10 protein-coding genes are annotated in these 12448 nt (G+C 47.8%); 1 reads left to right on the top strand and 9 read right to left on the bottom strand.

The window, feature by feature from the left end; all coding sequences use genetic code 11:
* Nucleotides 1–260: 260 nt before the first annotated feature.
* Entirely contained in the window at nucleotides 261–518 is a 258-nt protein-coding gene (locus tag OXH18_RS23500; RefSeq protein WP_268609948.1) for a hypothetical protein, read from the bottom strand.
* Between OXH18_RS23500 and OXH18_RS25590 the strand changes: the two genes are divergently transcribed.
* Nucleotides 415–642, top strand: coding sequence for a PIN domain-containing protein (locus OXH18_RS25590; protein ID WP_390904342.1), 228 nt, complete (start codon nucleotides 415–417; stop codon nucleotides 640–642). The genes OXH18_RS23500 and OXH18_RS25590 overlap by 104 nt on opposite strands.
* Before the next feature lie 134 nt (nucleotides 643–776).
* Here OXH18_RS25590 and OXH18_RS23495 read toward each other — a convergent pair whose 3' ends face one another.
* The 8 genes from OXH18_RS23495 to OXH18_RS23460 form a co-directional block, all read right to left on the bottom strand.
* Nucleotides 777–1523: a hypothetical protein gene (locus OXH18_RS23495; RefSeq protein WP_268609947.1), complete on the bottom strand. Its 747-nt coding sequence runs from the start codon at nucleotides 1521–1523 to the stop codon at nucleotides 777–779.
* A gap of 48 nt (nucleotides 1524–1571) precedes the next feature.
* The gene (locus OXH18_RS23490) at nucleotides 1572–6188 is read right to left on the bottom strand and encodes an eCIS core domain-containing protein (RefSeq protein WP_268609946.1); all 4617 of its coding nucleotides are present in this window, start codon (nucleotides 6186–6188) and stop codon (nucleotides 1572–1574) included.
* A gap of 73 nt (nucleotides 6189–6261) precedes the next feature.
* Nucleotides 6262–6978 carry a hypothetical protein gene (locus tag OXH18_RS23485; protein ID WP_268609944.1) on the bottom strand — a complete coding sequence of 239 codons (717 nt, stop codon included), beginning with the start codon at nucleotides 6976–6978 and terminating at the stop codon, nucleotides 6262–6264.
* A 57-nt stretch (nucleotides 6979–7035) separates the two neighbouring features.
* Entirely contained in the window at nucleotides 7036–8778 is a 1743-nt protein-coding gene (locus OXH18_RS23480) for a VgrG-related protein (RefSeq protein WP_268609943.1), read from the bottom strand.
* Nucleotides 8779–8819: 41 nt separating this feature from the next.
* Nucleotides 8820–9332 (bottom strand): CIS tube protein, encoded by a 513-nt coding sequence (locus OXH18_RS23475; protein ID WP_268609942.1) that lies wholly within the window; start codon nucleotides 9330–9332, stop codon nucleotides 8820–8822.
* Between the two features lie 39 nt (nucleotides 9333–9371).
* Entirely contained in the window at nucleotides 9372–11642 is a 2271-nt protein-coding gene (locus OXH18_RS23470; protein WP_268609941.1) for a hypothetical protein, read from the bottom strand.
* Between the two features lie 97 nt (nucleotides 11643–11739).
* Nucleotides 11740–12249 carry a phage tail protein gene (locus tag OXH18_RS23465; protein WP_268609940.1) on the bottom strand — a complete coding sequence of 170 codons (510 nt, stop codon included), beginning with the start codon at nucleotides 12247–12249 and terminating at the stop codon, nucleotides 11740–11742.
* On the bottom strand, nucleotides 12249–12398 hold the full coding sequence (locus OXH18_RS23460) for a hypothetical protein (protein ID WP_268609939.1): 150 nt from the start codon (nucleotides 12396–12398) through the stop codon (nucleotides 12249–12251). Before OXH18_RS23460 ends, OXH18_RS23465 begins: the two co-directional genes overlap by 1 nt.
* Nucleotides 12399–12448 lie beyond the last annotated feature (50 nt).

Here is a 12448-nt window from a genome sequence, read left to right as displayed (position 1 = left end):
GATAAAGTTCGCTCGAAGTAAATACATCGACTGCGATCGGGTTTCCAGGTTCCAGTAGGCGAACCACGACGGCAGGAACAGCGATTCACTTAAGACTATTAGCTAGATTAACGCCCGCTCAGCTTTTCTTAGATAGCTCTCTAGTATGGAAAGCCGTAACCTTTAAGACGTAAATTCCGCTATTTCAGCTTAGAAACGTCACTGAATTTCGGCACTGCACTGCTTGCCTACAATTGATACGAACGATTGCCAAAACTACATCATTTCAGTGCAGGAAAGGCATAGGCAATTTGTTGTTCCTCAGCGACCTGATCAATGGCTGCACGCAGTTTTCCTTGCAATGGGTTGAATTTAACTTCATTGTACTGACTCTGTTTTTGATGCAGACGCCCGATCGCCCTCTGGGTCTGGTTCTTGAGGGGGTGGGGCGATCGTACTGCTAATATACCTCCTAACTGCCGCGACCCAAGAGATCTGCCAGTACTGGCAACTGCAATCGATGGTAGGGCAGATGTCATTGTGTCTGGGAATAATGACTTGCGCGATGATGAGGTCTTGCGATCAGCTATAGCTATTCATCAGATTCGCTTGCTTGGGGTTAATTTTTTCCTGGCATCTTTGGAAACTGGCTTGGAATCCTGATACTTCAGAATTCACTTTTCTATCTGGCATATTCTCGTTTAGGGTGATGAGGTACTGACTCTGATTCTGATATAGAAGTCCGATCGCCTTCAACGTCAATACTGGGTTTGTAGCACTCTTTCTACATCATCAAATCAGTGATCCTGGTCTTCTGCGTCCTGTTCAGCCTCTGCCTTCTCGTTGATTTCATCGATCGCCTGCTTGAATTTTTCAACTCCGGTTTTGAGAGTTTGCAGTAGATTGGTGAATGATTGTTTGACTTCTTCAGTCGCTTCGACAAACTGTTGGGCTTTTTCTTTGAGTTCAGGATCAGATGTGGCGGTTTGACAGCGATCGCGCAGTTTGTCGGGGAGGACCTCAAAATCATTGCTGACAGTAACGCCTTGAGTTTCCAAATACTGCCGGAGCGATCGCATTCGGTTTCGGGCAATTTCAATCTGCTCCGGATCATCTGATACGGCTCCTTGCAGAATGTCCTGGAAGCCATTGAAGAGATTGCCTAAGCCTTCTTTGAGGGCACCAGGATCACTTTGGCGTTCTTCTAGCGTGATGAGAAGAAGAGATGCAATCGCATCAATAACAGGTGAGTTAGCTGAGGAATCATTGGGTTTTCCTTGAGCCACCGCTGCAAACTTAGTGAAAATGGGGAACGCTTCTTTTGCATTTTGCCAAGCGCGATCGCGTTCTGCTTTGATGTAAGACTTTGCTTTTTCCTCAGCAATTTGGAAAGAAGTAATCGTGTTAAAGTTAACTGACTTTTGATTGCCATGAAGATTGCAAATTTGATAATCCCCCTCCATTGGAATCTGGTCTTGAGCGATCAAAAAACACGAAAACTTTTCAAGATTGAACCAAAGGTGATAGATTTCTTGGAAACTCATATTTGTGCATTCAAAATCTGCTTTATAAAGCATTTATTGTGTTTTTTTTTAGATCTTCCTGCCATTTCTGATAAGTAAGACTTCATCTGAGTCTTTCACTGTTATACAAATTGTGAGGTTAGGATAGTCCCTACTAAATGCAGAGAGGACACCTGGGTTTCCAGAAGCTTTTGGACCCAAACCTGCGCGACAATTGCCGATGCATGGGGAAGATTCTACATGTAATCTAATTATCCCAGCTTGGTTAGGATCTCCAAGAGCATTATGCATAAAATTGACAAGTTCTTGCTCTGCATGATCCTGAGCTATAGGGTTTGGGTTAGAGGGGCTATATACTTGAGGAACTTGACTGTGGTGGGAAATGCCATTTGGATGTGCTTGTCTTGAATGACCTTCAAAAATTACCTCCGCTACCGCAGGAGAACCACCAACACTTCCCACTGCAACAGTACCACCTTGGACTCTAGGACGCTTTTCGGGGACAGTAGTTACAGTCCTATCAACCCCTGTCATACGGCGTGCATCATCTAAAAGAGCGTCCCAATAATCAATATCTCCATAAAGTCCTTCGGATTTAATCAGCTCATAATCTCCATAAAAATCCTCAGCAGCATCTTGTTCGACTGGATTTCTGGGTGTAGCACCAGCCGTAATTGGGTCACCAGATGCTTCTGGATCAAACAGTTGACCAGGATTTTCACTTTCGCTGATTAGACAAACTTCTTCAGAATGGCGGCACCAAGCTCCATCAGGATTTTCTTGCCATTCATGATTACCAATTTCTGCTTTACGATTCGGTGATTTACCACTGATAATTTCTGGATGCTCGCTAACATAATCAACTTCATTTCTTAGTTGTTGGCTGCTCAGTTGATCACTTTCAACTCGTCCGCTCTCGGCTACGCTAGATTCACGAGCAGGAGTGGGTTCAGGTTTAGTGTTACGAATATCTGCTGTTCCATCTGCATTTCTGGGAGCTGAGGTTTCTGGTTCTACTCTTGTTGATGGTGTCTGTGTGTTGGTAGTCAGGGTCTGCTCAGTGGTTTGACCTCCGGTTCCTGTGGTAGCACTTCCACCGCCCGTTGTGGTTGTTCCTCCAGTACCCGTCCCAGCAGGTTGACCAGGTGCTCTTTGAGGAGTCGATCCCAAAAGCTCATCGGCATATCGCTGAAGAGTATCGCCAATTTGCCTTAGCGCATCCATCACTCTGGCAAAGGGTCCATCTGTTTTATTCAGGAAATTGCCAACACCCCTGACAATATCGAGAACAAAGCCACCTAGCTGTTTCATTGCCCGGAATGCCATGCCCAGTGCCTCGCCCGTCCAATCCAGGATTCGAGCGAACACTTTCAGCACTCCTAACGCTCCTTGTGCAGGCACGCTAGTACCCATTGTTAAAACTGCCAGCAATACTTCAAAGACAATCGTTCCAGCCAGCCAACCTACGGTGTCTCCGATTTTGCTTTCAGCTTCATCCTGCATCATGAATTCACAAATGCTGTTAGCAAGCTGCGTTCCGGCTTCCCTCATAGCAGTCTTCATAGACTCCCAGGCGTTTCCAAACAGTTGCGTCAAGGTATCAAACGATGAACCTTCTCCACTACCTGTGAAGACCTCTTGCACGGCACCCATAAAGTTTTCTGTCACGTCATTCACAGGAGGTTCAAGTTCACCCTTCATATCTCCCATGCGATGACCAAGATTCGATTTAGTCTCTTCTGAAACAGCACCTGGTTCCTCAACTGAAGCTACAGTTTCGGGAGTAACTCCTGCATTAGTTGTATTAGCAGAAGCAGCTTGCGGTTCTGGTTGAGGATTGAGAGCCTGGGTTGCAGCGTCATTCAGCCAAGTAACGAGACCAGCAAAGCCTTGAATGATTTGATAAATTAAAACGAATGGATCGGTCAAACCTTGCCAAAGCCCACGGAGGAATCCTTTAACAAATCCGACAGCGAAGTCCACGCTGCTACCGCTAACAATCTTGGCAACCTTATTCGAGATAGTAACTTTAACTTCGGTCGTTTGTGCTCTCAACCCGCGCAGATAGCCTAAAACTCCTTCTTTAATCAAAGGCCACAGAACACCAAAGAAGGGGAAGTCTGGCATTCCCGATAGGATTTCAATTAGGGTATCTAGCAAGAAATCGATAATGGGACCTTTGTAGCAGTCTGGAAGTTTGCGCCATGCCCATCCTAGAAGAATTCCTGGAATCGCTCCTGGATTAAGAATGGCAGTGCCAATCGAGGTCAGAACTTCAATCCAGGGTCTAATTTTCTCCTGAACTTTTTGGGCAAATTCAACAACCGCCTTGCTGATGGAATCAAATTTGTCGCGGCTCCAGGTGACAAAATCACGAACGCTGTTTGAGATGGTTTCCATCGTGCCTTTAATCATGTTCAGCAACGGCAGACCCGTTAGTGAACTAACCAGAGAGATGAACCCATCGCTAATTTTTGTGACCTCTGTAATGAGGGTATCTACAGCGCTTTGCAGCCCATCTCCAAAGCCCTGCAAACTAGACAACAACTGCGGCAAAATCGTATGTCCCATTTCCTCATGGGCTGATTCCACGATGTTGGGATTGTTGCGGTTTTGCCACAACCACTGCACCATTTCAATCACTTGAGGTGCATATCTGACGGCTGCGGCAATCCAGGTAATCGGAGACAGCGCCACTGCCACCATCACAACATTTCGGATCGGTTCAACCACTGGTCCAAGGGTTTCCTTAATGGCTTCCCAAGCCTCACTCGCTTTGTCTTTCACCCAATTGATTAAGCCGCCTTCACTGTCGCCATCACCGCCACCGATGCCAAGCTGTTCCATCACCCAATTCCAGGCATCCCCAATAAAATCTCGGACAGGTTTGCTCCATTCCCAAATTTGTCGGCCAAAGTCGGTGATGCCTTGGAACGCGTCCCCCACCAGATCCATGATGGTATTGAAGACTGGAGCAACGAAAACATCCAGGATTTGCTGAAAGATTTCACCCGCTTGAGTAAAGGCATCTTGCAACGCCTGAATTTTGGGATTGTCCATCACCCCTCTGACAAATTCCGTCATGGAGTTGAGCTTGTCTGCTACCGCTTCACAGGTTTCTGGATCGCCTTCCATAATTAGCCGAACAGTGGCAAATAGGTTGTCGAACGAGCTTCTAAAGTCATCGACAATATCTGAAATGCCTAACTCGTCGAGTAATCCTTCAAACCAGTCTTTGATACTTTCCCCAACGGTTTCTTTAAGAACTTCAATTGGACCTTGGCGAATCAGATCAGCCAGTTCTGGAGAAAGTCGAGCAACTAAATTCAACCCTACATCAGCTACATCCCCCAGCAACTCTTGACCACTATCGACAACATCTTGTCCGCGATCGCCAAGCCATTCCCCAGTTGCTTCCATCCATTCTGGGGCAGCTTGAACGGTTTCATCGCCAGAAGCGATCGGTGTAATTGGGTCTTGCTGAATCGTCTCTTCCTCGCACTGGCTGCATTTAGCCTGAATGTTAGGAGTATTCTCGTTGGGTTGTCCGTCCCCGTTATCTGTAGGGGCATCGGGTGGCGGTGGCGCAGCCTGAGGCTCCTCAGTCGTTTCCACGCTTTCCTCTGTTTCCTCCATTGGATGCAGATTCTTCTTGGTCTGCACCATTCGCCAAAGGAAGTGAGAACCGTTTGCCCCGTTGCTAGCAGCTTTCGCTCCAGGCTGTTGCCGCTGTTGAATTTGTGGAGTTTCGGTATGTATATGGGAATGAACTTGGTTTGCTTCAGGCTTGAACTGTACTCCTCCCGTTTGTTGGACTGTATGCGTTAACTCATGGGCTAACAACTCCTGCCCACCACTCGACCGCGGATTGTACTTACCTGCATTGAAGTAGATGTCATTTCCGTGGGTGAACGCCTGTGCCCCAAGTTCTTTATTCATCTGTACCGCAGACGAATCGGTATGTACCCGCACTCCGCTAAAATCATTGCCAAAGCGGGGTTCCATGAACGATCGCACTCGATCTGGCAACGGTTGTCCCTTTCCACTCTGGTTAGACAAACGGCTTTCTAAAGCTGTAGTGGGATCAGAGGTAGAGCGATCGCCCTCCTTCCGTTGAACCGCAGGTTGCTCCTGTTCCTCCTCACACTTTGAACACATCCGTTGAATCTGTGGCTCAGCCGACTGTGGAGGTGCGATCGCTTCACTCGCCTGCGGATCGGGCATTCGCATAATCCGAGCCGCCGTTCGATCGGCCTCCTGCTCATACCGATCCCCTGGTTTGCCGATTGTCAGCTTCGTTTGAATCACCGAAAAAGTCTTCAGCGGATCATCATTCGATTCATCAACATTGCGTTGAATTCCCTCAAACTTGGCTTGTACAGTAGGGCGATTAGTGACGATCGGCGAATTGGGTTTGGTGGGACGTAGCGGCACATCCGCAAGGTTAAAGCCAGCCCGTCCTCTTCTTTCCTGTTGGGTTTGAATAGATGGCATCGTGGAATCGCCTGCTGTTCCCCCAGATGTTCCTCCAATGCCAGCAGATCCCGATGTCCCAGATCCCAAGGTGCCCGCTGCGATCGATAGAGCCGCTGTCTCACCAAACGGCCGCGACTCCAACTTCAGGCGGGTGTTTTCCTGAGTTGGGTAGGCGGTATTTTTAGTGGGAATCTGGGCTTTGCTGCTCATGGGTGGGGAGTGGAGAGTCGGGAGTCGGGAGTCGGAGAAAAGGTAAGTTTTTGCTTATGTGGTTATCTTTTTCTTACTTTTTTGCTTGTTTTAATTCTTGGCGTTGTTGCTGGCGATCGCTTTTGGCAGTGGCTTGCATTTGCTCTTTTTCTTTTATGTTCTCTTCTGTTTTTTGGTTCATTTCTTTCTGGGTTTTCTTTTCCATTTTTTCTTCTTCTTTGACATCTTTCTGTTGTTCTACTTCTTCCTGTATCTGCTCTTGTTTTGCTTGTTTTTGATCTTTTTGGGCTTCGCGAGTTTGCGTCATTTCTTGATCGAGTTTTTGTTTTTGGGCTTCTTGTACATCTTGGCGTTGTTCAGAATCCTGCTCCTCAGCAGTTTTCTCGGTTGCCTCTGCCACGACCGCGGGTTTTGCGGCGTCTTCAGGGAGAGTTTGCTGAAGCTGTTCTTCTTTGGTTGCCTGCTTGGTAGCTTTACGCTGCATAGTACCTCTGGGGGCGTGCATTGCAGTTGTGTCAAGCTGACGCTGCGCCACCTCTGGTTCTGAAGGAGTTGCCAATTGCTCGGGTGGGTACAGCGGAATATCAGCAATATTGGGGGTAGTGCGGGCAATGCGATCCTGCTGTCCCTGGGTCAGTGGAACTTGGGTGGTGCGTCCTGAAACCGGAGCCGAAACGGGTACTGCATCTGCATCCATCTCGTCATAGAAGGGGCGTTGAGTCAAACTGGTTCTAGTTTGATCCGGTTCAGGAATTGGCAGATCTTTTTTGGATGTTCGTCGCCTAGCCATAATAGTTCTCCAATTGGTTATTTTGATTGCATTTTTTGATTACATTTTTGGTTACATTTATATTCCAACGACGATCGGCACGCTAGAAGTAATGAGTCCAGCATTGAGGCGAATGGTGCTGGCAGAAAGCGTAATGGCTCCAGCAGCGGTGAGATTAACGGCGGCTGTCCCCTCTAGGCTGATAGTGCCAGTGCGATCGTCCAATTGCAGTCGATGTCCGCCTGTAGTCTGAATCGCGATCGACTGGTCACTATCATTTAGATAAATTTTGTGCCCGCCGCTGGTTTCCAAGCGAATCCCCGCTTTGCTGCGGCGCTGCTCCTCTTCTACAAACTGAATTTGATGCCCACTGCGGGTCTTAAACGTCCGCAAGCGTACTTTGCCCTGCTGCACCGTTTCTGCTACAGGTTCGGGGGGCTGATCTTTGCCGTTCCACACGCCGCCAATGACATAGGGACGATGAATATCTCCGTGTTCAAACCCTACCAGCACCTCATCATCAATTTCGGGCAAACAATCAAAACCCCGATTGGTTCCGGCTCCGGCGGCAACGACTCGGGCCCAAGTGCTGGCATGATCATCGGTTAAAGTGGGAAATTTGACTTTAACGCGCCCCCAACCTTCTGGATCGTCATTGTCCGTGACAATTCCCACAAGCAGCGTTTGTCCCGGTTGTAGTTGCGGCGCAGGAGCCAAGGTCGTTAGCAGATGGTTCGATCGCAGCCCCCGCACGCCAAACTCAGTGAGATAAATTCGCTGGCTGTAGGAATGCCGAGTTTCAGTAATGTAATAGCGTCCGCTGTGGGGGCCCAGCCCAGCCAGCTTTACCACCTTTCCAGGGCGCAGAGCAGGACTGCCCTCACCTTTGGCATCGGCTTGTACAAACTGCCCACCCAGTTCGTTGCAGACAGCTTGAGCAATGGCATCGGCTTCCTTGGCATGAGCAACAGGGCGATCGACAACAATCATCTTGGGCTGAATAGGTTTACCGTTGAACTGAGAGCTAGTTTGACTACCGCGACCGTTTTCCGTAGCGGTAATCACCTGATCAACGGCGGCTGTAGAGACGATCGCTTGTTTCTCGCTGTAATCCCAGGCTCGTACTTCCACCGATTGCACCTGTTCGGCACTGGTTACTCGCACTCGGAATGTATCAATATCCTTCAACCAGACGAGGTCAAGTTCATTCGTAGCCTTGGGTTGACGAAAATGTAGCTTACCATCTTGAACAAATAGCTCAAATCCAATGCGAGCGGCTCGCTCGCGTAGAAATTCCATATTCGTCTGATTTTCTTGGAACAGGTACTCGTGGGGAGCGCCACTATCTTCAATCGTTCCTAGTTCAATTCCATTTTCACTAGCAATCTTTTTGACAATATCTTTATCCGTCATATTCTGAAACGATCGATTATGTCGCCCACGATGTAACCGATGGGAAGCATCGTAGCCTCGAATAATAATGGGAGCCTTAGTTTTGTCGGTGAAATGAGTTTCAATGGCAGTAATTTCACCAACAATTAATAATCCCTGTTGTAATTCGCTGAAGTCGAAGGATTCAATCGTGCTAGAGGTAAACCCAATCCGAATCGGTTTGCCAATTTGCAACAGGTCTTTGTGTTCCCAGGGGCGATCGGAACGTATCCCCGACTGATAATCATTTTTCATCATCAGGGTAAACATCGCCGGAAAGTGCAAACTTTCTTCGACGGTCACTTGTAGCAAGTCTTCCATAAAGTTGGTCGAAGCAACTTGTCCGTCGATTTCAATGATGGGTAGCGATCGATAGTTGGCAGTTGACATAATCAATCCACTAATCAATAACTCATCAAAACTGGTTTAATCTACCGTCGAGCATCCAGACTATCACCACTGCGATCAGGAAATTGTTCTGGAGCCAAGGAGGTATTACGCTGTGGCTCATCAATTTCTTTCAAAGTGAGGCTATCAACGATCGCCCGCACAGGAGTACCATTAGGGAGAAACAACGTCAGTTTGTAGGTCAGTTGTTCGACAAAACAGCGCTGTAAATAAATATGGCTACCCCAAACAAAACGGTAGATGGGAGGGCGCTGCTGTCCACCCACAAACTGCACGGCTTCTTTTAAAGGATTAATGTATTGCTTGACGACATCTTTTTGATCTTCATAGGTATCAAATAGAATGTTGCTGATGGTGACTTTATATGCTTTGACATTGGAAAAACTTACCTTGGGTTTTCCGGTTTCCTGAACTCGTGCACCAGGATTTTCCGAAGTTTCAACAATTCCCTCAAATACTAGTTCAGTTGGGTTAAACATAAATTGAATGGGGGAGGCTTCTTGTGAGAGAAGTTGCGCTTTAACAAGTTGTGACATTTGTTTCAATTTAATTGAATAATTTGCAAAAAATCAATACTAAAAATAATATCCTTGCCGTTCTCGCTGGCTTTCTATCTTTAAATTCAATAGGGTTAATATACAGCGATCGAGTTGGTCTAGCTTGTCAGCTATTTCTAACTCTATTGAAGTCATCGATTGAGTCACAGAAGTACAGAATTGATGTGAGTTAGAGTGCAGTTTTTGGCTCCACTGAGTTTGATCAATGATATTTAACCAAGCTAATGAGTTTGTGGAATGATGCTGATTGCGTTCTTGTTCAATTGTCCAGCGAGAGCGTAGACGCTGGTAAATCGTATGAGCTAAATCAGTAATGGCTTCTGCATCGATCGATTCGTCGGATAGATTCTTCCCAGCATCGGATAAGCGGGTTAAGGACTCAGTTTTTACAGTCACTGGTGGAGACGCTGGCTCAGAGGTATCTGGCTCAGGCAAGAACATTGGAATGACAGATTGCACATTCTGCGCTTGTGTTGGGTTCGATACTGGATCGGATGCTGGATCGGATGCGGGGACTGGATCTAACGTTTGGCTTGATGCTGGCTCACTCTCTGCCACAGTCAATCGATGCAAAGCTTCGTCGCGATCGTCGCGACCCGGGCGATTGGTTGTTGTCCTGCATTCAGCGATCGAGTTTACGGTTCTATTGCTGCGATGCACCCAAGTAGTACGAAAGGGGCTAGGAGATGGATCGGGCGCGGAGTCTAGCTCTGGTGCGAACCGCAGTGCAGCGTCTAGTTCAGATTCAAACTCAAGTTCAAACTCGGACTCGAACTCGGACTCGAACTTGAAATTGGAATTAGAGGATGAATTAGTAAGAGTAGATTCTTGCGATGCCAGTTGGTTCTGGAAGGGGCGTGATCCAAGGTTCCTCAATGTTGGGGAATGTGTGGAGGAAGAGAACTGATTCTCGCTCTCAAATAACTCCTCAGTTTGCTCTTCACTGGTTGCTGGTTCAGGTGGTATTTCGGCTAAATGGAGTGCGTGTGGTATTTGGCGCGATTGGATCACCTCAGTATGAGCCGAGGTTAAAGCAAGATCAAAACCAAGATCAGACGCTTGCCCCAATGATTGGTTTATTCCCAACGGTTTGAGATTGCTCCAGTTGGGTGTGGTTTCAGTGGGTGCTGCCTGAATTGCAGGTGCAGACGGCGGAGACGTAATGGGTGGGTGAGCGGACGGTCGTGCAGATGGTAGTCGGCGATCGGTTGTTTCGGTTACAGGAGAGGACTGTAGCTGCTCGTCACTGAACTCTGCAACGTGAGACTCCGTAGATGGTAGGACAGTCGCTCCGGCTGGCGTCGTTGGGTTGCTCTCTGCCGAGGAAGCAGTGGCGGTCGTTGGGATGACTTCTGACTTCTGTAAGTCGGATGCATAATCTGGAGAATAGCTAGAAGAATCACGAGGAGAGGCGGGGTTTAGGGGCTGAGCAGTCGGGTCAGGCGATTGCTTTGCCGCAGAGGACGGTTCCGCCTTCTCGGCTGGTTGCGGTTGCACCAAATCAACCTGTTTCAGATTCCCATCCAGGTTTTGACCGAAATCAGGTTGGGAACTGGTATCAGAACCAGTTGTTTCAGCCATATCTGGTTGGATTAGAGAGTCTGGCTGAGTTGTTGAATCTGAGGGAGAGGGTAGAGGAGAGGGTGGTGAAGTAACAATAGGCTGAATGTGACTGATAGGCAAGCTAGGATCGGCAGGAGTGGGGGTATCTGTCGATGTTGCCTTTACCAGGGAAGAGGACTCAGCAATCTCACGTTTGGGCTGAAGGGGGACAATGGACGAAGAGGGGGTAAATTCGATCGGTTCGGCTGAATCTGCCGATGGTTCCGGGTAGAGCGTGTTAATCTCAGGGCTGGTAGATTCGTGACGGATAGCCGGAAGTCGAGAGGGGGGAGAAGGGGGTGCGTTTGATTCCGCGTTAGGGTGAGGTGAGTGATCGATCGACTCAGTATCTAAGTGCTTCGGTTGAGGGACAGGAGAAAAAGTTGGAGGTTTAGGCGCTTGAGGAGGTTGTGGCGCGTTGTACGGCTGATTGGTAGAACGGGTCTCGTTCAAGTGATCGGATTGAATCAACTCTGGAGCTAGCTGCTCACTGAACATTAGATCTACAGATGGCTTTGTAGGGAGCAACGCTGTCTGTATGGTCTGGTTTAGGGGTGGCATAACCTGCGACTGCCAGTGCTGTCCCAGAGTAGGTACAATATGTCCCAGTGGTGGTCGCTCGGATGCTGTGACATGCCCCAAGGGTGGAGTGGATAACACAGGAAGAGTAGGAGCCGATGAAGTCATAGTGACAGTCATGATGACGGTTTTGGCAATGGTTTCGGTGATGGTTTCGGTGATGGACTGAGCGATTCAGTCATCAGTAATCGCAGCGATCGATCAATTAGCTAGCAAAATATCCTCGCTTATCACGTCCATTGCTGAGATGAATAGCCCCACCCCCTGATTTCTCCACTTTTAACCCTTCATAGGAAAGCGTCAATTCTTCGATCGCTACGCTGCTGGCGTCCGCTTGCAAAGCTGGAGCCTTCCAACCGACCGGCACCGCACCGAGCAGTGTCCAACATTGCATAGTTTCTCCAGACTGGTTAAATAGCAGGATATTGACATTGCGTCGCTGCCTCATTTGACTGAGCGTTTGACTGATCCACTCCCAGAAGGCAAAATCGTTCGTTAGTCCACGCTTTAGGGTGACATCGGCAAATTCAACCTGTCCCAAAACAATTCGTTGTTGATCGTTCACGCCACCTTCAAAATAGGATTCACGCTTAATATTCATTCCCAAGCCAGAGCATTCACTGAAAGATGCTCTAATGTTGCTATTAATCTCCACATAGAAGTGGTTTGTAGCAACGTAATTCAGTTCAGTAGTTGGGTTTCCATTGCGAACCATTAATATCGCCTCCCATAAATACCAGTTCGATCGCCATCATTCATCGTTTCTTCTTGCAGCAGTTGATAGATTTGCTGAACAAGCCGTTGCAGCAGTAGTGGATCATCTAAAACCTGTTGTACAGATTTGGAGAGAGATTGGATATCCATAAATGACAAAACTTAGGTACTAATCTATCTAGGCAATGATTTATAATGAT

It is taken from the genome of Thermocoleostomius sinensis A174 (assembly GCF_026802175.1).
Lineage (GTDB): Bacteria > Cyanobacteriota > Cyanobacteriia > Elainellales > Elainellaceae > Thermocoleostomius > Thermocoleostomius sinensis.
This window is presented reverse-complemented; position numbering and strand designations above follow the sequence as displayed.

Excerpts from the sequence above, each read along its gene's own strand:
- OXH18_RS23500 (WP_268609948.1), bottom strand. The coding sequence starts at position 518 with ATGACATCTGCCCTACCATCGATTGCAGTTGCCAGTACTGGCAGATCT.
- OXH18_RS23495 (WP_268609947.1), bottom strand. The coding sequence starts at position 1,523 with ATGAGTTTCCAAGAAATCTATCACCTTTGGTTCAATCTTGAAAAGTTT.
- OXH18_RS23490 (WP_268609946.1), bottom strand. The coding sequence starts at position 6,188 with ATGAGCAGCAAAGCCCAGATTCCCACTAAAAATACCGCCTACCCAACT.
- OXH18_RS23485 (WP_268609944.1), bottom strand. The coding sequence starts at position 6,978 with ATGGCTAGGCGACGAACATCCAAAAAAGATCTGCCAATTCCTGAACCG.
- OXH18_RS23480 (WP_268609943.1), bottom strand. The coding sequence starts at position 8,778 with ATGTCAACTGCCAACTATCGATCGCTACCCATCATTGAAATCGACGGA.
- OXH18_RS23475 (WP_268609942.1), bottom strand. The coding sequence starts at position 9,332 with ATGTCACAACTTGTTAAAGCGCAACTTCTCTCACAAGAAGCCTCCCCC.
- OXH18_RS23470 (WP_268609941.1), bottom strand. The coding sequence starts at position 11,642 with ATGACTTCATCGGCTCCTACTCTTCCTGTGTTATCCACTCCACCCTTG.
- OXH18_RS23465 (WP_268609940.1), bottom strand. The coding sequence starts at position 12,249 with ATGGTTCGCAATGGAAACCCAACTACTGAACTGAATTACGTTGCTACA.
- OXH18_RS23460 (WP_268609939.1), bottom strand. The coding sequence starts at position 12,398 with ATGGATATCCAATCTCTCTCCAAATCTGTACAACAGGTTTTAGATGAT.